The sequence below is a fragment of the Acinetobacter sp. 197 genome, from assembly GCF_048148385.1.
GTDB lineage: Bacteria > Pseudomonadota > Gammaproteobacteria > Pseudomonadales > Moraxellaceae > Acinetobacter > Acinetobacter pecorum.
The window spans coordinates 277,401-296,799 of sequence record NZ_JAYWZK010000002.1; the positions used below are offsets into that span (position 1 = coordinate 277,401).

Sequence of the window (19,399 nt, forward strand, 5' to 3'; positions counted from 1 at the left end):
ATATGCTGATCTTTTTTATACGCTTTGCACACATTTCATTGCAATATTCTCCAAATTTCTCCTTACATTTAGTCTAAAATAGCGCTATTTATAAATATCTGATTGTATAAATGATGAATTTTGCAAAGGGATTATTGAGTCTTTGTATAATCCCTCTGGTTTTTGTGGGCTGTACTACTGCCACAAAACACCCTGCACAGCCCGCGGGAAAACGGATTTATATTCCCCAAGAACGTGTGCAGTTTGACCGTAAAGCCTACCCTAAAACTATTCCTTATGTTTATACCCAGTGGGTTTCATCTCTGGATAATCTGGCGCGCGTACGTGAGTATGAAGTCTTTCTTGAACGTCATGGCGTTGGTAATATTATTCCAAGTTTTGAGTTGATGCGTACTGCACGTGACTGGGCCAAGTGTGGCCGTTCCCAATACATGATCCCAAGTCGGGAATTATGGGCCAATCAGATACCGACTTTAAAAGTGTTTAAATATCTGATTGCAGCCAATGTGTTGACTGATTTTGAAGTGACTTCAGTCTATCGCGATCTGCCTTTGAACCAGTGTGCCGGTGGTGCCAATTCTTCACGTCATCTATATAACTCTGCCATTGATTTCCGGATTGGACCAGAATATCCGCAGGCAGAAGACTATGCCTATATTGAAAATACCAAGTTCAAATTGTGTCAGTTCTGGGCTCAGCATGGCCAAAGTCTGAATATGGGACTCGGCATGTATGCTTCAGGTCAGATCCATATCGATACCCAAGGTTACCGTACCTGGGGGCCGAGTTTGGGGCGGAATTCCTCAATGTGTAATTACTAAGTCATGACACCTGCTACACAAAACCCCTCGTGAGTTTTGTGTAGTTTAAAAAATCATCACCTACAGAACAATAAATTGCGCTCTGCCGCGAAAAGTTTAAAATGCAGGCATCACAATCAAGGTGCCAAGACTATGCAACAAATGTGGACAGACATTGATCACTATATTGATTCACATTTAATTCCTGAAGACCCTATTCTGAATCAAACTCTGGAAAACACTGCCGCGCACGGTTTTCCTGATCATCTGGCTGTAGCACCGAATCAAGGCATGTTGTTGCAGATGCTGATCCAGATGAACCAGTGTAAACGTGTACTGGAACTCGGCACATTTGCAGCATATAGCACCATGTGGCTGGCGCGTGCCTTGCCGGATGACGGTTATATCCTGACCATTGAAGGACGTGACACCCATGCGGCAATGGGTCAGGAAAATATTGACCGTGCCCAGCTCAAACAGACCGTTGAACTTAAATGTGGCCGTGCAGCAGACGTGCTTAAAGCCCTGCCTGAAGACACTGAAGCTTTTGATTTTATCTTCATTGATGCAGATAAACAGAGTTATCCGGAATATCTGGAACTCAGTTTAAACCTGTCGCATTCAGGTACGCTTATTTTTCTGGACAATGTGATTCGTGCTGGCGAGATCATTAATCCGGACAATAAAAAGCCAAGTATTGAAGGCATTCGCGATATGTTTAAAGCCCTGCAAAATCATCCACGTATCTTGTCCTGTACTGCTTTACAGACGGTTGGTAGCAAAGGACATGATGGTTTCGCACTCGCGATTGTTAAATAAAAGCAGAAGAGCAAAAATCACCCAATACGATATTTCTTATAAATAATATATACTTATAAAAATTAACCACAGAGTTATCCACAATATATGAGGATAACTCTGGTCATTTTTAACTCAAGCTGTAACAATTTACGATTAGACTCCGCACCTGGCAATCTTTTGCAATTCTCACTTGGCAACCAGCAAAGGAACTTTGGAATTACGGAAAATTGTGGTTGCAATACTTCCTAAGAAGAACTGGTGGATTTTACTGTGACTGAATGCGCCAAGCACAATCAGTTGAATCCCCTGTTCCTGCTGATAGGACAAAATATTTTCTGCAACATCACCATAGCGATATTGTGGTACCACCTCTAAGCCAGCCTGAGTTAAATATTGCAAAGGTTCATTCAGAATTTCAGCATGATCACCGACATATAACAGATGACATTGCAATAAGCGTAGCAAATCGCTTTCTGCAATCCGTTTCATCATCTTGATGCAAGTGGGTGAATATTCATAGGCAAAAATAAAGCGTGTCGGTGGCTTAAACTGTTCTCCGACTGTCATGACGGTACAGTTAGCCCCACGAATAAAGTTTTCGACATTGGTGCCAATTGGTTTGTTTTTTTCAGCTGAACGTTCGCCGAGCAAGCCTATCACCGCAATATCATCAGGCTGCAGAATCTGGAAGCTTTGTTCCAGAAAATCGCCCTTTTCCTGAATGTGTGTGGTGTGAATACCATGTTCTGCCAGAATCCGTTCAGAAATGTGCTGCAGCAGATTATTGCTATAATCCAGCGCGATTTCACTTTGTTTTTGTTCAAGTTCAGCCAGCTCTTTCAGTAACATGGCGTTACTTTCAAAGCCAATCACTCCACTGATTTCCCCTAAATGATAACTGGCAGGGTAATAATCCAGAACCTGTAACAAGACCAGTTCACGGCCAGTCTGTTTGGCAATCCATGCAGCTGCGTCTGCCAGCGCGTTTATACATGGGGATGAGTCAATGCAGGCAATGACACGTTTCATGTTTAGCCTCTCTAGTTATGATAAAAATTTCTTAGTTATTTTTAACTTAGCATAAGCATTCAAAAATGTGCAGCAAAATCTGTAAGGCTTGAATTGAAATATGTTAACTTTTATGTGAATAAATATAGATCGCTAAACCTATTTTTCTACTCGTTCCAACTTTTATTTCAAACCGTTGACTTCAAAAAACTTATTCACGATAACGAATCAATCTAGCCGGATTTCCGGCGACAATTGCACGCGCTTCAACATCCTTGGTCACCATACTGTTCATTCCCACCACAGCCTGATCTGCGATTTTAATTCCGTCCTTGATACCCACGTGTGCACCTAGCCACACATCCCGGCCGATCTCGATGCCTTGTGAGCGCACCGGTTGCTGATAAATTGGCTGCTCGGGATCCATCCCGTGATCAAAGGCATAAAGATGACAATAAGCAGCGATACGTACCTGATCATGCAGTTTAATCCCTACCCGACCGCCATCCAGAATACAGTGATGATTAATCGCCACTTCATTCCCAATGTCCAGTGGACCATGCAAGGTGCAATCTGCGGCAATAAAGGTATTATCACCGATGATGATTTTGCGCCCCGGCTCGGCAAAGATATGTGCCAGTGGTGAAATAAAACAGTTTTCACCAATCTCGATGGTTTCCATCTCCATCAGATAAGCCTGATATTCCTTTTGCCATGCTTCTGCCCAACCGCGATTTTTTGGCTTTAAGGACCAGTACAGCCAAGGCATATAGTTCAGACGATGTTTATGCTGTTCACGATATTTCAGTAATGGATCTACGTCAGTCATCTGTCGCTTCTTCAATAATTTTTAACTGTTCCCGGCCACGCGTCACATCCTGAACTTTCAGGGCAAAGGGTTGAATTTGATGTAATTGAAATAAGGCGCTGACCTGCACACCTTCGGCTGTATATTCTTCCTGATAATCGATTTGCTGCTGATTCAATTCATACTGGAATATGGCCCACTCATTAAATTGACAGGAAAATTGCACCTTTTTCTTTTCAATCAGTTCAATTTTTTCTGCTAATAGCAAGCATTGTCCAGCGCAACCCCCATAGGCTCGCACCAAGCCTCCTGTTCCCAGCTTGATTCCGCCATACCAGCGATTGACCAGTACCAGCACATTGGTCAGTTCATTACCCTCAATAGTCGCCAGTATCGGACGTCCTGCAGTACCTGAAGGTTCACCATCATCATTAAAGCGTACCTGATGACCAATTTTCCAGGCCCAGCATTGATGTGTGGTGCTTGGATCACGACAAGCCTCCAGAAAATCTTTCACCTCCTGCTCATTTTCAACAGGGGTAGCAAAGGCCTGAAAGCGGCTTTTTTTGATATCTTCCTCAAAACTGACTAGGCTGGCAATGGTAAATGGCATAACTTCAGGCTTTAAACTCTTACTGTTACAGTATACCCGCTTTGTACAGACAAATAAAAAGCCTCTCCAAGGAGAGGCTTGATTTTACTTTATTGTTTTGAAAGACTTTAAATGTCATCAGATCCGGGAAACCTGCATTATTGCCTGTTTTTTACTCATTTTTCTTCTTCGGCAAGGACATTGAATGCAATGGTTCTTTTCCGCTAATTAAAAAACCTGCATCTGACAATTGAAATCTGATGCAGGTTTTTTATAAAGTAAGAGACATTTAAACAGTGAAATCATCACCCAGATAAACTTTTCTCACGGTCTCATTCGCCAGAATTTCTTCCGGTGTACCTTCAGCAATCACTGCACCTTCACTGACAATATAAGCATGTTCACAAATCGCCAGTGTTTCACGGACATTGTGATCGGTAATCAGCACACCAATACCCCGATCTTTCAAGTTGGTAATAATATCTTTAATATCTCCAACCGAAATTGGGTCAACACCGGCAAAAGGCTCATCGAGTAGCATAAATTTAGGATCAGCGGCCAAGGCACGTGCAATTTCAGCACGACGTCGCTCACCACCGGATACACTCATTCCCAAGGAATCTTTAATATGGGTAATTTTAAAGTCCGCCAGTAGCTCTGCCAGACGTTGCTGACGTTGAGCCTTGGTCAGCTCTTTACGGGTTTCCAGAATCGCCATAATATTTTCTGAAATCGTCAGCTTCCGGAAGATTGAAGCTTCCTGCGGCAAATAGCCAATCCCTTTACGTGCCCGCTCATGCATGGCCAGGTCGGAAAGATCCAGATCATCCAGATAAATTTCGCCCTTATCCATCCGTACCAGCCCAACAACCATATAAAAACTGGTGGTTTTACCAGCCCCGTTTGGGCCCAGCAGTCCCACAATCTGGCCACTTTGCATACTGAACGATACATCTTTGACGACCCAGCGCTTATTATAATTTTTCGCCAGATGCTTAATGGTTAAGGTCTGAACCTGCTGCGATTGCTCCATTAATCACGCGCTCCCGGGAAGGATTTTGAAGTAGACGGTGGAATCACGATTTGTACACGGCCTGAAGAAGAACCAGTCTTGTTTGGAGTTCCTGTGGCTTCGATATCGCCTTTATTCATGCTGTACTTTAAAGTTGTACCGCGAATACTGGCACCATCCTGTTGCAGGAAAGCATTACCGGACAAGGTAATAATGCCTGTTTCGGCATTATAGACAATTTTTTGTGCCTGACCTTTCGCCAGACCTTTGTCCGGATCTACTTTTTGCTGAAACTGTGCCGGACTGCCTGTCGCCGTAATGAGGCTGATCTGGCGTTTACTGTTCAGATTAGCCACAATCGAATTGGCTTGCAGCTTCATGGTGCCCTGTTCAATGATGACATTACCAGAATAAGTCGTCACACCCGTCCGCTCATTAAAAGTCGCGCGGTCAGCCAGCAAGGTAATTGGCTGATTACGGTCAGATGGCAGCGCAAAAGCAGTGATTGAACCGAGTCCAACCACAGTCGCTAGCGTTATACGCTTTAGGAAAGTGTGCATCATTTTGGCTTTAGGAGTTTGGTTCATACTTTCCTCGAATATTAAAGAATTCGTATTGACCATCATTAAGATTGGCTTTAAGACCCTGGCTGACAAATTCAGCCTGTGGAGATTCCACAATCACTGTCTTGTCTGTTTCAATTTCGCGTGTTTTCGGAAAAGCGGTCAGTTCTTCAGTACGGAACTGCATTTTCCCATTTTGCATGATTTTGGTGGCGAGCACTTCTTGAGAGAGTACAACTTTTGTATTGTCATCATAACCATGCGCCATTTTGGCAAAGAAAGTGGCATCGATTTTACCATTGTCATAAGTCGATGCTCGCAGATTTTCCAGCTTTGAGGTTTCTAGCTGCAGATTCTGCTCAAGTCGATCCACTTGGGCACGAACCGACACCTGGCCTGATTCATCTGTCTGGGTTAAGTTAATATTTTGAGCGGAATAGGTCATGCTGCGTGCAGAGTCTGCCTGCAGCTTGTTACCTTTGCCGCTGTAATAGTAATAACCACCACTTATTGCGGCAATAATCACAGCCGTAATGTATAAAACTTTAGTATCCATAAGCGGTGTACTTAATCCAAAAGATAGGACTTATTAATAAGGTGCACGAATATATTTTTCAAGTAACTCTTGGTACATGCCTTTGGACATTAACAGCATGTCGCAGATTTCACGAACCGCACCGCGACCACCGTAGGCTTGAGTGACCAGATCGGCCCGACGGCGAACTTCGACATGACCATTAGGCACTGTCACTTTCATGCCCGCAATGGCAAAAGCAGACAGATCAGGCCAATCATCACCCATGTACAGGCAATCTTCAGGATCAATGTTAAGCTGTGCACATGCTTCACGAAGAGCTGTGCCTTTATCTTCACGGCCCTGATAGACCAGATCAACACCCAGATCTGACATACGCTTTTCAACAATATGACTTTGACGACCGGTGATAATAATCACCTTGATTCCCGCCTGCTGAACCAGTTTCATGCCCAGACCATCACGAATATCAAAGGATTTAATCTCGTCACCCGAATTAGTCAAGGTAACAAAACCGTCACTTAAAATACCATCGACATCAAGCACCATTGCTGCGATATGACGTGCCTGCTCTAACAATACATAAGATGCCATCTATTAATTTACCCCAGCCTGAATCAGGTCATGCATACTGATCACGCCAATGACTTTATTGGCATCATCAACAACTACAAATTGATTAATTTTATGCTCATTCATACGCTCCAGCGCGATCACTGCACGTTCTTCCTGAGAAATAGTCAACGGATTCTTGATCATTACGTCTTGCACTGCCAGATTGACATCAAAGCCTTGCTGTTTATCGATTAAGCGGCGTAAGTCCCCGTCTGTAAAAATACCGAGCAGGAGGTCATTTTGATCGACAATTGTGGTCAAACCTAGACGTTTATTTGAAATCTCGTATAAAACCTGGTTCATCGGCGTATCTGGCGAGACTTTCGGCAAATCGGCTCCAGTACGCATCAGATGTTTTACATGCAACAACAGGCGCTTACCCAACGCACCCGCAGGATGTGAACGTGCAAAATCATCTGAAGTAAAGCCGCGAGCATCCAGCAAAGCTACTGCCAGAGCATCACCCAAAGCCAGTGTGGCGGTAGTACTTGAAGTTGGCGCCAGACCGAGTGGACACGCTTCCTGGATATTACCGAGCGTCAAAGCTACATCAGCATTTTGTGGCATGGGACCTTGGTCATCACCACTGATGGTAATCAGGGGAATTTGCAGATGCTTGATCAGGGGCATCAGCATCATGATCTCATCACTCTTGCCCGAGTTTGAAATTGCAATCAGCACGTCACCTGACACCAGCATCCCTAAGTCACCATGACCTGCTTCACCAGGATGCATAAAGAACGATGGCGTTCCGGTCGAAGCAAAGGTCGCCGCCATTTTACGGCCAATATGACCCGACTTGCCCATTCCGGTAATCACCAGACGGCCGGTACACTGCAGAATAATCTCACATGCGCGGCTAAAACGGTCATCAATCTGTGTTGCTAAAATCTGTAACGCATTTTCTTCGATGCGCAGTGTTTCAAGTGCGACTTTTTGGAAATCTAGCTGATTCGCTGTTTTTTGTGGATTCAAAGCCTGTTTACCTACGCTAAGGACAGAGAAAAACTCTGGTTTGATGGGCATAATTTTCGCAATTTTAGCATAGCTATGCAATTGCAAGATTTCTAAATGTATAAGATTCGACGTATTTTTAATATATTTCGATTGTATTTGACTTGCGAAGCCAGGTATCTCCACCTCTACATTTGCTCCATTTTTGAAACTGTAGACTGTGCTTGTTTTTATTTTTTATCAGAATATCCTCACGCTTGTCTTAATGAATTATATTCATAAAAGAACATCCTCATTCCAATACTCCTTAATTCCCCTCGCAAACACTGCCCCTGAAAAGACCAATTCATTATTGTCATTTCAGTCCAGAAATCTTTTCTTTCTCAATCATTGTTACTACCTAACTAGGCTAAATAACTGAGGCTTTTTACGCTTTTATCTTTATGAATAATTATGCTTAGGTTAAGATGAATCATCCTTTTATTTGAAGTCCTTTGAACAGCTATGCAACCATTTGTTCTATATAACTCAGAGCAACGCAAAAAAGTAGAATTCGTACCTCGTGTTGAAGGTCAGATTGACCTGTATGTCTGTGGAATGACGGTCTATGATTATTGTCATATAGGACACGCACGTACAGTGGTTGCATTTGACTACATTATCCGTTTCTTGCGCAGCCAAGGCTGGAAGGTCAAATATGTGCGCAACATCACCGACATTGATGACAAGATTATTAAACGTGCCAATGAAAATGGTGAAAGTATCTCGGATTTGACCAGTCGCTTTATTGATGCGATGAATGAAGATTTTGCCAAACTGGGTTGCCTTGCACCTGATGTAGCACCTAAAGCAACAGATTACATCAATCAGATGCAGGATATGATCAGCAACCTGGTCGACAATGGTACGGCTTATCCATCCAATAATGGTGATGTCTACTTTGAGGTCGAGAAGTTTGCCAAATATGGTCGTCTTTCTGGCCGTAAACTGGAAGATATGCAAGCGGGTGCGTCTGAACGTGTCGATGTTGAAGTCGAAAAGAAACATCCATTTGACTTTGTACTGTGGAAACATGCCAAGGAAAATGAACCGTCATGGGCTTCCCCTTGGGGTAATGGCCGTCCGGGCTGGCACATCGAATGTTCAGCAATGTCGACCTGCTGCCTGGGTAATCATTTCGATATTCATGGCGGCGGTGCTGATCTGACCTTCCCGCACCATGAAAATGAAATTGCACAATCTGAAGCTTCTACTGGCGAACAGTATGTCAATTACTGGATGCATGCCGGATTTATTAATGTCGATGGCGAGAAAATGTCGAAGTCTTTAGGCAATTTCTTCACCATTCGCGACGTGATTGAAAAATTCCATCCGGAAGTGGTACGTTATTTCATTGTTTCTTCCCATTATCGTAGCCCGGTGAATTACTCGGATGTTGCCTTAAAAGAAGCAAAAAATACCTTATCTCGTTTCTATCACTCGTTTAAAACCTATCAAGCGGTTTATGGTGATCATCTGGTTGAAACTCTGGATGAGGCTTTTGTTGAATGTTTTAATGCCGCTATGCGTGATGATTTCAATACGCCTGAAGCGATTGCGGTATTGTTCGAAATCAATAAAGAACTGAATCGTGCTGTAAAAGAAGAAAATGCGGAACAAGCAGCGATTTATTATGCAACTTTACGTCACCTGACCAATATTCTCGGTCTGGTACAGCAAGATGTAGATGAGTTCCTCAAATCTGACATTGGTCAGGAAGCATTGGGACTATCACCTGAACAAATTGAAGATTTGATTCAACAGCGTCAGGATGCCAAGAAAGCCAAAGAATTCGCCCGTGCGGATGAGATTCGTCAATCTTTACTTGATCAAGGTGTTGTTCTTGAGGATACCCGTCAAGGTACTGTCTGGCGACGTGCTGATTAATTAATCAAACAGATTTATAGAGAGTTGACACTGCTGTGGAATTCTCTATAATTCACCTCATTGCGGGAATAGCTCAGTTGGTAGAGCATAACCTTGCCAAGGTTGGGGTCGGGAGTTCGAGTCTCCTTTCCCGCTCCAGAATACGAAAAACCCTTATCGAAAGATAAGGGTTTTTTTATTAAATTCTAAAAATTTTGATTGATAAAAAGTATCTCTAAAAATCACGTCTTAGCTACTTTCACCCCGACATTTTTTGGGTAATTCACAACAAAGTGCTATTGTAAATAAACTTCAAAACTTTCAATTCTTTTAATTACGATATCGTTTCATGACTTATAAACTGAATGCACGTCATCTTGTTTTAGACCTTCTCTACGCTTCGAAAGACTCAGCCCTCTCTATTAGGCGGATATTAACGGCTGCTGAATTATTAGGCATATCTGAGAATGGCATACGCGTCGCTGTGGCCCGATTAAATCAGGAAAATGTCATTCAATCTGTAGAGCGCGGTGTGTATCAGTTGCTAGAAAAAAAGTTCGATACTTCTTTTATCAGTTTAAACAAACAACCCTATATACAAACTGTGACCACATGGAATGGAAAATATGTACTGGTCTATACGGGTACTTTAGGGCGCGTAGATCGTACGTCATTATCTAGAAGGGAAAAAGCGCTGCATTATTATGGTTTTCAGGAATTGGAACAAAATGTTTTTATTCGTCCAGATAATTTAACACTGAGTCTAAGCACATTAAAAACAGCTGTAATCCGGTTTGGATTAGATGCTGATGCACGTTTTTTCCAAGTCAGTCAGCTGGAAAGTGAAACTGAAGTTCGTGATTTATGGGATATCGAAGCGCTACATCAGACCTATCATGTAGTACAGCATGATATCAACGCCTGGTTTGAGAATTACCAAAATCTGACTTTAGCAGAGGCTGCAAAAAGTGCCTTTTATCTAGGTAAGTCTGCCCTATTTAGTTTACGTGCTGACCCTTTGCTTCCTGCAGAATGGATAGATACCGAGGCTCGACAACAATTTGAGCTCGCAGTCCGCAAAATAGAAAAACAGGGACAACTTTTATGGCAACACTATTTTAAAGACCAAGGGCTCTAAATTATTTCTTTTTTATACACAAAAATAAATTGACTGTAATATTTCATCCAAATATATTGAATATAGTAATAAGAACTAAATATAGGCAGAAGAATGAACAGCAAGGTCAGTGTCACAGAACTTTTTAGTCGTGATGAAATTAAAGAACTCACCACGACCTCAGACTTGCACGGTGTCTGGGCAGTAGGTTCGACATGGACCGTAATTGTCATGACCTTTGGCACGGTCGCCTATAGCTGGGAATATTTACCTACGTGGGGGAAAGTCCTGATGTGCGCGCTGGCATTGGCCATTCTTGCGGGACGCCAGCTTGCGATGGCTATTTTGATGCATGATGCCTCACATCATAGCCTGTTCAAAACCAAATGGTTGAACACTCATTTGACCGACTGGCTCTGTGCACGCCCGATCTGGAATGATGTCAGCAAGTATCGTCCTTATCATCTGAAACATCATGCTAAAACCTCGCAGCCAGATGATCCTGACTTGGGGTTGGTAAAAAATTTCCCCATTACTCAAAGCTCACTATTCAGGAAATTCTTTCGTGACCTGAATGGGCAATCTGGACTTAAGTTCCTTACAGGTCGAGTATTAATGGATCTTGAATTACTGGAATGGAGTGTTTCCAATGACCCCAAGCCAATTCCGCGTGGTGATCGCAGCAATTTAGAGTTAGCAAAGAATCTGTTTAAGAATAGTTCCGGTATGCTCATCTCAAATGCAGCAATTTTTTCTGCACTGTGGGTCAGTGGCCATCCTAAACTGTATTTATTATGGCCTCTCGCCTATATCACTCCATTTCCTTTGTTCATCCGCATCCGCGCCATGGCTGAACATGCCGGATTAGAAACCAGTCATTCTGCCCTTAGCAATACCCGAACTACTCGTGCAGGCTGGTTGGCACGTGCTTTGGTTGCCCCGATTCATGTGAACTATCATATTGAACATCATTTAATGGCCTCTGTTCCGCATCAAAAGCTGGCGAGAATGCACCAGATGTTAAGGGAGCGTGAGTATGTCGATGCTCCGCCAAGTTATCTGGATGTGATTCGCTCACTTTTAAAAAAATAAAAAATATTTCTGCTGTTAAGACTATTCAATTTCAATGCTGATGGCTTTCGGCATGTGAGTGCTGATGTGAGGATTGTCCCCGATGTTCCGGCGGACAATCTTCCGCTTCAATCTGCAAGGTCATCTCGGTAATATGATGCTCATGGTGGAGCATCTCAAAGGCCTGATGACGCAGTTTCTGATAATCCACATTCGGTGCAACCAGATGCACAGTCAGCATGACTTTTTTGGAAGTAATCGCCCAGACCTTGAGCTGATGAATATCCTCGACCCCGTCAAGCGCCAAAAGATCGTGACGTAATTTTTCAATATCAATTTCCTCCGGCACACCTTCAAGCAGAATATTGATGCTCTGTTTCAGCAAAACCCAGGTTCTTGGCAATACCCAAAATCCGATTAATACTGCAATGAGTGTATCAATCCACATCCAGCCGGTGAAATAAATCACTAACGCTCCAATAATCACGCCTACAGATCCCAGTGCATCACTCAGCACTTCCAGATATGCACCTTTGACATTGAGACTTTCCTGACTGCTGGACACCAGAATTTTCATGGAAATCAGGTTAATGATCAGCCCCAAAACAGCAACAATCATCATGCCAAGGCTCTGGATTTCTGGTGGATGACTCAAACGCTGATAAGCTTCAAACAAGATATAAATCGCAACCACAAACAACATCAAGGCGTTAAACAGGGCAGCCAGAATTTCAAAACGTTGATAACCAAAAGTCCGTTTATTGTCTGCCGGTTTTTGTCCGATCTTGATAGCCACCAGTGCAATAGCCAGTGCGGCAGCATCGGTAAACATATGTGCAGCATCAGAGAGCAAAGCCAGACTTTGGGTCAGAAAACCGGCAATTACTTCCACAATTAAAAAAGTCGTGGTTAATCCCAGCGCTATCGATAATTTTCTGGCATTGTCTGCAGTCACGTTGACATGACTATGCTCATGATGATGTGAATTCCCCACCGGCTACTCCTTCCTTCTTATTCAACGAGGACATGCATCCTCAGCATCATTCAAGTCTTGTTCTGATTCATATTACGCTTGAATTTTATCTATTTAAGTAGGTTTTTTATGAACTGTTTTATCAGTCGGCATTAAATTAAAGTTTTGGCTTTTTCATGTTCTGCCAGCCACGCCTGTACCGAAGCACGCTTAAAATTACGCTCGACATATCCTATTATTTTCACAGGAAGATTCACCTGATGGCTCAACAAACGATGCAACATAAAGGCCAAATCGAAGTCTGCAATTGACCAGTGTTCAGTCAACCATATGTCCTTCAGCATATGTTCTGCCACATTCACCAAGCGCTGAATTTCTTCAGTTATCGGAGCTGTAAGAGGTGTAGATATTTTTGCTGGATGAAATACCGAATCAGAAGGCATCTGCTGACGGATTTGCATAAAATCGGTTTTGACCAAGGCTTGTAGGGCGCGACATTTGGCTCTGGCTTGAATTTCCTTAGGATATAAAGCTGGATAATTAGGTGCTGAAAAGACATCCTCCAAGTATTCAGTGATTGCCCATGATTCAAACAGACTAAAATGATCTAGCTTTAAACACGGAACTTTAGCACTTGGACAAATGGCTTGATAAGCCGCAGATTTCTGTTGCTGCTGATCTAAATCAATCACGATTTCCTGAAAATCTAAACCCTTTTCTTTTAAGGCAACATAGACCGACATAGCATAAGGGCTGATTCTATTTTTATCGACATATAAACGTATATTTTGCATATCCTTGTTCCTGATGACCTTATTGTTTTTATTCAGTACGGCAGCCTTACTCTACTCCCTTTCTTATACAAAAGAAAAAATGAAATGCTTGATGTAGCGATCACACGAAAATTTTTACTTACTTGCTGATAGTGCACCGATACCCATTATTTTCTATTTTGCACAGGATCGGTAGATAAAGCCTTTTATTTTGCTTTTGATTCACGTTAAATTAAATCATTCTCTTGATATCAAAAAACTATGCTGAACTTAGCCCACCTCCCCGATACTGTATATGCCATTCAACATCTGGCTTTTGAAGACTTAGGCGCTTGGGAAGATGTTTTTTATCAGCTCGGCTTACGCGTCCGCTATTTTGAAGCCGGCATTGATGTTCTTAACAAAGCTTTTGAGCATCCTGGCTTAGTAGTCATTCTTGGAGGCCCTATTGGAGTCTATGAAACTCAAGACTACCCGTTCCTACAAGAGGAAATAAACTTACTTAAAGTTCGTTTAGAGAGAAATCTACCGACTTTAGGTATCTGTTTAGGGGCTCAATTAATTGCTGCTGCGTTGGGTGGCAAAGTCTATTCCGGGCATACCAAAGAAATCGGCTGGTCTAAACTCAACCTTGCTTCTGTTGAAAATAATCCGCTGCAAGCTCTGGAAGATATTCAAGTCCTGCATTGGCACGGTGATACTTTTGATTTACCTGCACAGGCTGAATTACTGGCCAGCTCTAAACTTTATCCGCATCAGGCTTTCCGTGTGGGTAATCATATTCTGGCCCTGCAATTTCATCCCGAAATAGCCAGTGACAGTCTGGAAAAATGGCTGATTGGCCATACTGGTGAATTACGACAGGCTAATATTGCTATACCTACACTTCGCGCAGCCAATCTTCAATTTGCACCTTTGCTGGAAATGACTTCAAAAACTGTCTTGGAACAATATCTGGCTCAATTAAATATGGCATCTTGATTCAGCGCATTTTAAACTTGACTCCAATTCTTGATATTAAAAATTTTATGAGCGCATTATTCGGTATCGCTGTTATTCATTTTTTCGCCCTGATCAGCCCGGGACCAGACTTTTTCTTTGTGACACAAAGTGCGATACGGCAGTCCAGAAAACATGCGCTCTTTGCAGCTCTCGGGATTTCGTTGAGTATTCTGCTCTGGTCAATCTGTGCGCTCAGTGGTTTACATTTCCTGTTTCAGAAAGTGGCCTGGTTGCAGCAGGTGTTAATGATCTTGGGTGGCATATATCTACTTTATTTAGGCTACCTGATGTTAAAGTCGAGTTTAAAAAAACCACTATCCTTAATTGAACCAAAACATGAGTCTGTCCCAGTAGCACACGCATCATATTTTAAATTATTGCTTCAGGGCTTTTTGACAAATATGGCCAACCCTAAAGCCCTGATTTACTTTAGCAGTGTCTTTTCTTTGGCCATCAGTCCCAATGCAAGCTTATCAGAGCAATCTTCCTTGTTACTCTTGGTATTTGTAGAAAGCCTGCTCTGGTTTGCAGTTGTTGCTGTTATTTTTTCAATGCGCAAGATGAATACCTATTATCAAAAATTTGCCAAATGGATTGATGGGATCACCGGTGGAATTTTTATCAGTTTTGGCTGTTTACTTATTTTTAACCGGAATTAAACTTGTTGATTCAATTAAAAAAGCACCTGAATATAGGTGCTTTTTTAATCAAGTCGTGCTTATTTCGCTTTGGCTGTTGGCACACTTGCTTCAGTGGTAATCTGTACGGTAATTTTATCACCTACATTAGGTACATAGTTTGCGATACCAAATGCAGAACGGTTGAATGATGTAGTGGCATTAAAACCGACTGTTTCTGCTTTGGTCATTGGATGTGGGCCTTTCTTGTTCAAGACGGCATCCAATACAACCGGCTTAGTAACGCCTTTAATGGTCAAATCACCAGTAATTTTAAATTTCTTTTTGTCCTGAGTTTCAACTTTGGTACTTTTAAAAGTGATGTTTGGGTATTTCGCTGCATCAAACCAGTCTGCCGCCACTAAATGCTCATCCAAAGCTTTCACGTTGGTATTGATACTCGACAGTGGAATTGTCACATTCACAGAAGAGTTCGCAGGTTTTTGCTCATCAACATTAATGGTACCCTGAATATTTGAGAAGTTACCTGATGGTGTAGAAAAACCAAAATGATCCCAGCTAAATACGGTGGCTGTATGGGTTGGATCAATGGTATAAGCCACTGGTTTAGCCATAGAAACAGTTGCCACGGACGCAACCGCCAAGCCTAATGCTAATGTTTTGAAATTCATGTTTTTATCTCTCGTTTTGGATGTCATCAAGTGTATAGAAACTGGCAACGTTTGCAGCCCTAAAGATAAAACGTTTTGTTGCAGCTATGAAACGATAAATTTGTAAGTTATTTTTTTAACTTTTGATGGTCAATCCATACGGTATTGGATGAATCCGGTTTTCTTGGCGACTTTGTTATATAACGCTTGTGCCTGATGGTTTGATTCCTGAGTTAGCCAGTACACCCGGTCGCAATTACGCTGCTGCGCTACCTGATAGATATGCTCAAGCAACTTGCGCGCCACGCCCCGGCCACGATAATCTGGATGGACAAATAAATCCTGCAAATAGGCATATGGTCTTACTGTCCAGCTACTGTTATGCTCAATGACATGTACAATTCCCACAACCTTTCCATCCATCATTGCAGCAAAACCGTACATTGAATCTAATTCATAATTGGTTAATTTATCCCAGGTATTTTCACTCACCTCATCCGAAATTTGCGCCTGATAAAAGCGTTGATAGTCTTGCCATAAAAATAGCCATTCCGGCTGTGATATTTGCTCTAGAGCTTTGATCTGGATCTGGGGCTGTATATTCATGTTTAACTGCTTCTTTGGCTTATTTCTTTCATTTAAGTCGTTTCGATAGTGGTCGCTGAATTATTATAGCGGCCTAAACCTAGCTTTATCTCATCTCGTGTTCATAAGCAACCCATCAGATGAAAATCATCCGGTATAAAAAAAAGCCCCAATCAGGGACTTTTCACGCTTTATGTTTAAAGTTTTTCAACCAGAATACGATCAACCTGTTTTAGGCCAGTCGTCTTTTCATGATTTTTACGACGCACTTTAATGACCTTTTCTTCGGCTAATTCTTGCAGCATTAAATCAACTGCAACCATCGCATCAAGAGGTAATTCCTGTCCGATCCACTTGAGTTCGCCTGCATCCATTAAAGTAATTTCATCGTTAATTTGTTCATACAAGCTCATGTTCATCTCACTCTTTCATTTCGACTACGGGAGGACTTTCTAACGGTTGCCACATGAAAACAACGCTAAAAAGCAAAAAAACAAAAGACGCCCCAAAACTGGAGCGCCTTTTAAAAAAACCACCTAATCAGTTGATTATGCAGTAATCTCTTTTACAGCTGCTACCACTGCTTCAGTAGTAATACCGAAGAACTGGAACAGATCTTTTGCAGGTGCAGATTCGCCATAAGTGGTCATACCGATGACGCGACCATCAAGACCCACAAATTTCCACCAGTAATCTACATGTGCAGCTTCAACCGCAACACGTGCACGAATGTTTGATGGAAGAACCGCTTCACGATAAGCTGCATCTTGCTTCATGAATTCTTCGGCACATGGCATAGATACCACACGCACGCCTTCAAGCTGTGCATAAGCGTCCATTGCCAGAGATACTTCTGAACCAGTTGCAATAATAATTGCTTTTAATTCGCCTTTTTCTTCAGCCAGTACATAACCACCTTTTGCCACGTTCTCGATTTGTGCTTGAGTACGGGTCTGGAATGGCAAGTTCTGACGAGAGAAGATTAATGCTGTCGGACCATCAGCACGCATGAGTGCAGATTTCCAGGAAATTGCTGCTTCAACCGTGTCACATGGACGCCATGTATTCAGGTTTGGCGTAGTACGAAGCGATGCGATCTGCTCAACAGGTTGATGCGTTGGACCATCTTCACCCAGACCAATTGAGTCATGCGTATAAACATGAATCACGCGCTGTTTCATTAATGCAGACATACGTACTGCATTACGTGCATACTCCATAAACATCAGGAATGTAGCGACATAAGGGATAAAACCGCCATGTAGCGCCACGCCGTTGGCAATTGCAGTCATACCGAATTCACGTACACCGTAGTGTACATAGTTACCCGCAGGATTATCCTGCACGCCTTGCGCACCTTTCCAAAGGGTCAGGTTAGAACCTGCAAGATCAGCAGAACCACCTAGAACTTCTGGCAATAATGGAACAAGTGCTTGCAATGCATTTTGGCTAGCTTTACGCGTCGCAATTGTTTCAGCTTTGGCATTCACTTCTGCAATGTAGGCATCCGCTTTTGCCGCGAAGTCAGCCGGCAATTCACCCGATAAACGACGTTTAAGCTCAGCAGCTTCTGCTGGATATTTTGCAGCATAGGCAGCAAATGTTTCGTTCCAGGCTGCTTCTGCTTCTGCACCTTTAGCTTTCGCATCCCAAGCTGCATACACATCTTCAGGAATCACAAATGCTTCATCAGTCCAGCCCAAAGCTTCACGAGTCAGGACGATTTCGTCATGACCGAGTGGTGCACCGTGACTGTCTTCTTTACCTTGTTTATTTGGTGAACCCAGACCAATTACTGTTTTACAGATAATGATCGTTGGTCGGGCAGTTTCAGCTTTTGCTGCTAAAGTTGCAGCACGTAAAGCATCAGCATCGTGACCATCAACTCTAATGACTTGCCAGCCGTATGCCAGGAAGCGTTGTTCTGTATCGTCAGAGAACCAGCCTTCCACTTCGCCATCAATCGAGATGCCATTGTCATCGTAGTAAGCAATCAGCTTGCCTAGACCCAATGTACCCGCCAAAGAACATGCTTCGTGAGAAACACCTTCCATTAAACAGCCATCGCCCAGGAAGCAGTAAGTGAAGTGATCTACAACCTGAATGTCATCTTTGTTAAATTGTGCAGCTAAAGTTTTTTCAGCCAGTGCAAAACCCACGGCATTCGCGATACCTTGACCTAAAGGACCAGTTGTCGTTTCAATCCCTGGCGCATAACCCAATTCCGGGTGACCAGGTGTTTTAGAATGAAGTTGACGGAATGCTTTTAGATCTTCAATTGAAAGATCGTAGCCCGTTAAATGAAGAAGCGCATATTGAAGCATAGAGCCATGGCCATTTGATAATACAAAACGGTCACGGTTTGCCCAATTCGGGTTGGTCGGGTTATGGTTCATGAATTCACGCCAAACCACATCAGCGATATCTGCCATCCCCATTGGAGCACCTGGATGTCCTGAGTTTGCTTTTTGCACAGCATCCATTGCCAATACACGAATTGCGTTTGCAATACGACGTTCATTAAGCGGGGTTGTCATAAATCAGAGTCCAAAATATTCAGAAATAGGAAATGATGAAAAGACTTTCAAAACTGCTGCCTATTGTCTTAAAAAAACAGCGAGGGGTAAAGACTAACCAACAATATTTATCAGTTTATTGAGTGTCTCTTGCCTTATCGTACAATTATTCCACATTTCTTCTTCAACTTTGATTGGCTTGACTGATTTACAGGTTGAATTTTCCTGCATCTCGACATTGACTTCATTTTCTGACGTTAAATTTTAAGCTGGCAAACAGGATTGAATTTATGTTAGTTTTGCCTCTATTTCATACTTTTTAAATCAGTCTCTCTAAAGAAAATTAATAGATTCGATTGAGCCTTATATAATGTAATTTTTCTTATTTTTAATTATAAAATATTTCTCTGCACACGACAAAAAAACAAAAAAGTCTGTTAAAGCAAAGGCATAATAGTAATTTTTAAGACGAATCAGACCA

At 42.4% G+C, this 19,399-nt stretch carries 21 protein-coding genes and 1 tRNA gene; 8 read left to right on the top strand and 14 right to left on the bottom strand.

The window, feature by feature from the left end; translation table 11 throughout:
- Positions 1-110 precede the first annotated feature (110 nt).
- Both VXQ11_RS03955 and VXQ11_RS03960 read left to right on the top strand, forming a co-directional pair.
- Positions 111-821, top strand: a complete 711-nt coding sequence (locus VXQ11_RS03955) for a D-Ala-D-Ala carboxypeptidase family metallohydrolase (RefSeq protein WP_064095974.1) — start codon at positions 111-113, stop codon at positions 819-821.
- 132 nt (positions 822-953) lie between these two features.
- Complete coding sequence (locus tag VXQ11_RS03960; protein ID WP_064095973.1) at positions 954-1,619, top strand: O-methyltransferase; 666 nt, start codon at positions 954-956, stop codon at positions 1,617-1,619.
- Positions 1,620-1,787: 168 nt separating this feature from the next.
- Here VXQ11_RS03960 and VXQ11_RS03965 read toward each other — a convergent pair whose 3' ends face one another.
- From VXQ11_RS03965 to VXQ11_RS04000, 8 genes are all read right to left on the bottom strand, one after another.
- Entirely contained in the window at positions 1,788-2,630 is an 843-nt protein-coding gene (locus VXQ11_RS03965) for a universal stress protein (protein WP_064095972.1), read from the bottom strand.
- Positions 2,631-2,820: 190 nt separating this feature from the next.
- Complete coding sequence (locus tag VXQ11_RS03970; protein ID WP_064095971.1) at positions 2,821-3,438, bottom strand: acyltransferase; 618 nt, start codon at positions 3,436-3,438, stop codon at positions 2,821-2,823.
- Complete coding sequence (locus tag VXQ11_RS03975; protein ID WP_064095970.1) at positions 3,431-4,030, bottom strand: IMPACT family protein; 600 nt, start codon at positions 4,028-4,030, stop codon at positions 3,431-3,433. The genes VXQ11_RS03970 and VXQ11_RS03975 overlap by 8 nt, the downstream gene beginning before the upstream one ends.
- Before the next feature lie 268 nt (positions 4,031-4,298).
- Positions 4,299-5,042, bottom strand: a complete 744-nt coding sequence (gene lptB, locus VXQ11_RS03980; RefSeq protein WP_064095969.1) for an LPS export ABC transporter ATP-binding protein — start codon at positions 5,040-5,042, stop codon at positions 4,299-4,301.
- The gene (gene lptA, locus VXQ11_RS03985) at positions 5,042-5,608 is read right to left on the bottom strand and encodes a lipopolysaccharide transport periplasmic protein LptA (protein WP_064095968.1); all 567 of its coding nucleotides are present in this window, start codon (positions 5,606-5,608) and stop codon (positions 5,042-5,044) included. The genes lptB and lptA overlap by 1 nt, the downstream gene beginning before the upstream one ends.
- A complete protein-coding gene (gene lptC, locus VXQ11_RS03990) occupies positions 5,592-6,140 on the bottom strand; it encodes an LPS export ABC transporter periplasmic protein LptC (protein ID WP_064102018.1) in 549 nt (182 codons plus the stop codon). Before lptC ends, lptA begins: the two co-directional genes overlap by 17 nt.
- A gap of 33 nt (positions 6,141-6,173) precedes the next feature.
- On the bottom strand, positions 6,174-6,713 hold the full coding sequence (locus VXQ11_RS03995) for a KdsC family phosphatase (protein ID WP_416705483.1): 540 nt from the start codon (positions 6,711-6,713) through the stop codon (positions 6,174-6,176).
- Positions 6,714-6,716: 3 nt separating this feature from the next.
- Positions 6,717-7,760: a KpsF/GutQ family sugar-phosphate isomerase gene (locus VXQ11_RS04000; protein ID WP_225215729.1), complete on the bottom strand. Its 1,044-nt coding sequence runs from the start codon at positions 7,758-7,760 to the stop codon at positions 6,717-6,719.
- A 432-nt stretch (positions 7,761-8,192) separates the two neighbouring features.
- Here VXQ11_RS04000 and cysS point away from each other — a divergent pair, with 432 nt between their 5' ends.
- From cysS to VXQ11_RS04020, 4 genes are all read left to right on the top strand, one after another.
- The gene (gene cysS / locus VXQ11_RS04005; protein ID WP_416705484.1) at positions 8,193-9,614 is read left to right on the top strand and encodes a cysteine--tRNA ligase; all 1,422 of its coding nucleotides are present in this window, start codon (positions 8,193-8,195) and stop codon (positions 9,612-9,614) included.
- A gap of 62 nt (positions 9,615-9,676) precedes the next feature.
- A tRNA-Gly gene (locus tag VXQ11_RS04010) sits at positions 9,677-9,752 on the top strand.
- 190 nt (positions 9,753-9,942) lie between these two features.
- Positions 9,943-10,731 (top strand): hypothetical protein, encoded by a 789-nt coding sequence (locus tag VXQ11_RS04015; protein WP_416681052.1) that lies wholly within the window; start codon positions 9,943-9,945, stop codon positions 10,729-10,731.
- Between the two features lie 93 nt (positions 10,732-10,824).
- A complete protein-coding gene (locus VXQ11_RS04020; RefSeq protein WP_416681051.1) occupies positions 10,825-11,802 on the top strand; it encodes a fatty acid desaturase family protein in 978 nt (325 codons plus the stop codon).
- A 31-nt stretch (positions 11,803-11,833) separates the two neighbouring features.
- Here VXQ11_RS04020 and VXQ11_RS04025 read toward each other — a convergent pair whose 3' ends face one another.
- Both VXQ11_RS04025 and yfcF read right to left on the bottom strand, forming a co-directional pair.
- Positions 11,834-12,775: a cation diffusion facilitator family transporter gene (locus VXQ11_RS04025; RefSeq protein ID WP_064095962.1), complete on the bottom strand. Its 942-nt coding sequence runs from the start codon at positions 12,773-12,775 to the stop codon at positions 11,834-11,836.
- Positions 12,776-12,906: 131 nt separating this feature from the next.
- Entirely contained in the window at positions 12,907-13,548 is a 642-nt protein-coding gene (gene yfcF / locus VXQ11_RS04030; protein ID WP_416705485.1) for a glutathione transferase, read from the bottom strand.
- Positions 13,549-13,788: 240 nt separating this feature from the next.
- Here yfcF and VXQ11_RS04035 point away from each other — a divergent pair, with 240 nt between their 5' ends.
- Together VXQ11_RS04035 and VXQ11_RS04040 are read left to right on the top strand one after the other, a co-directional pair.
- Positions 13,789-14,508, top strand: coding sequence for a glutamine amidotransferase (locus VXQ11_RS04035; RefSeq protein WP_064095960.1), 720 nt, complete (start codon positions 13,789-13,791; stop codon positions 14,506-14,508).
- Between the two features lie 47 nt (positions 14,509-14,555).
- Positions 14,556-15,188, top strand: a complete 633-nt coding sequence (locus tag VXQ11_RS04040) for a LysE family transporter (protein WP_416705486.1) — start codon at positions 14,556-14,558, stop codon at positions 15,186-15,188.
- Positions 15,189-15,247: 59 nt separating this feature from the next.
- Here the strand turns inward: VXQ11_RS04040 and VXQ11_RS04045 are convergent, their stop codons facing one another.
- The 4 genes from VXQ11_RS04045 to tkt all read right to left on the bottom strand — a co-directional run bounded on the left by VXQ11_RS04045 (position 15,248) and on the right by tkt (position 18,939).
- Positions 15,248-15,838 carry a YceI family protein gene (locus VXQ11_RS04045; protein WP_064095959.1) on the bottom strand — a complete coding sequence of 197 codons (591 nt, stop codon included), beginning with the start codon at positions 15,836-15,838 and terminating at the stop codon, positions 15,248-15,250.
- Positions 15,839-15,967: 129 nt separating this feature from the next.
- Positions 15,968-16,423 carry a GNAT family N-acetyltransferase gene (locus VXQ11_RS04050; protein ID WP_191730627.1) on the bottom strand — a complete coding sequence of 152 codons (456 nt, stop codon included), beginning with the start codon at positions 16,421-16,423 and terminating at the stop codon, positions 15,968-15,970.
- A gap of 176 nt (positions 16,424-16,599) precedes the next feature.
- Positions 16,600-16,815 (bottom strand): hypothetical protein, encoded by a 216-nt coding sequence (locus tag VXQ11_RS04055; RefSeq protein ID WP_064095957.1) that lies wholly within the window; start codon positions 16,813-16,815, stop codon positions 16,600-16,602.
- 135 nt (positions 16,816-16,950) lie between these two features.
- Positions 16,951-18,939 carry a transketolase gene (gene tkt / locus VXQ11_RS04060; RefSeq protein ID WP_064102010.1) on the bottom strand — a complete coding sequence of 663 codons (1,989 nt, stop codon included), beginning with the start codon at positions 18,937-18,939 and terminating at the stop codon, positions 16,951-16,953.
- Between the last annotated feature and the right edge of the window lie 460 nt (positions 18,940-19,399).

Excerpts from the sequence above, each read along its gene's own strand:
- VXQ11_RS03955 (WP_064095974.1), top strand. The coding sequence starts at position 111 with ATGATGAATTTTGCAAAGGGATTATTGAGTCTTTGTATAATCCCTCTG.
- VXQ11_RS03960 (WP_064095973.1), top strand. The coding sequence starts at position 954 with ATGCAACAAATGTGGACAGACATTGATCACTATATTGATTCACATTTA.
- VXQ11_RS03965 (WP_064095972.1), bottom strand. The coding sequence starts at position 2,630 with ATGAAACGTGTCATTGCCTGCATTGACTCATCCCCATGTATAAACGCG.
- VXQ11_RS03970 (WP_064095971.1), bottom strand. The coding sequence starts at position 3,438 with ATGACTGACGTAGATCCATTACTGAAATATCGTGAACAGCATAAACAT.
- VXQ11_RS03975 (WP_064095970.1), bottom strand. The coding sequence starts at position 4,030 with ATGCCATTTACCATTGCCAGCCTAGTCAGTTTTGAGGAAGATATCAAA.
- lptB (WP_064095969.1), bottom strand. The coding sequence starts at position 5,042 with ATGGAGCAATCGCAGCAGGTTCAGACCTTAACCATTAAGCATCTGGCG.
- lptA (WP_064095968.1), bottom strand. The coding sequence starts at position 5,608 with ATGAACCAAACTCCTAAAGCCAAAATGATGCACACTTTCCTAAAGCGT.
- lptC (WP_064102018.1), bottom strand. The coding sequence starts at position 6,140 with ATGGATACTAAAGTTTTATACATTACGGCTGTGATTATTGCCGCAATA.
- VXQ11_RS03995 (WP_416705483.1), bottom strand. The coding sequence starts at position 6,713 with ATGGCATCTTATGTATTGTTAGAGCAGGCACGTCATATCGCAGCAATG.
- VXQ11_RS04000 (WP_225215729.1), bottom strand. The coding sequence starts at position 7,760 with ATGCCCATCAAACCAGAGTTTTTCTCTGTCCTTAGCGTAGGTAAACAG.
- cysS (WP_416705484.1), top strand. The coding sequence starts at position 8,193 with ATGCAACCATTTGTTCTATATAACTCAGAGCAACGCAAAAAAGTAGAA.
- VXQ11_RS04015 (WP_416681052.1), top strand. The coding sequence starts at position 9,943 with ATGACTTATAAACTGAATGCACGTCATCTTGTTTTAGACCTTCTCTAC.
- VXQ11_RS04020 (WP_416681051.1), top strand. The coding sequence starts at position 10,825 with ATGAACAGCAAGGTCAGTGTCACAGAACTTTTTAGTCGTGATGAAATT.
- yfcF (WP_416705485.1), bottom strand. The coding sequence starts at position 13,548 with ATGCAAAATATACGTTTATATGTCGATAAAAATAGAATCAGCCCTTAT.
- VXQ11_RS04035 (WP_064095960.1), top strand. The coding sequence starts at position 13,789 with ATGCTGAACTTAGCCCACCTCCCCGATACTGTATATGCCATTCAACAT.
- VXQ11_RS04040 (WP_416705486.1), top strand. The coding sequence starts at position 14,556 with ATGAGCGCATTATTCGGTATCGCTGTTATTCATTTTTTCGCCCTGATC.
- VXQ11_RS04045 (WP_064095959.1), bottom strand. The coding sequence starts at position 15,838 with ATGAATTTCAAAACATTAGCATTAGGCTTGGCGGTTGCGTCCGTGGCA.
- VXQ11_RS04050 (WP_191730627.1), bottom strand. The coding sequence starts at position 16,423 with ATGAATATACAGCCCCAGATCCAGATCAAAGCTCTAGAGCAAATATCA.
- VXQ11_RS04055 (WP_064095957.1), bottom strand. The coding sequence starts at position 16,815 with ATGAGCTTGTATGAACAAATTAACGATGAAATTACTTTAATGGATGCA.
- tkt (WP_064102010.1), bottom strand. The coding sequence starts at position 18,939 with ATGACAACCCCGCTTAATGAACGTCGTATTGCAAACGCAATTCGTGTA.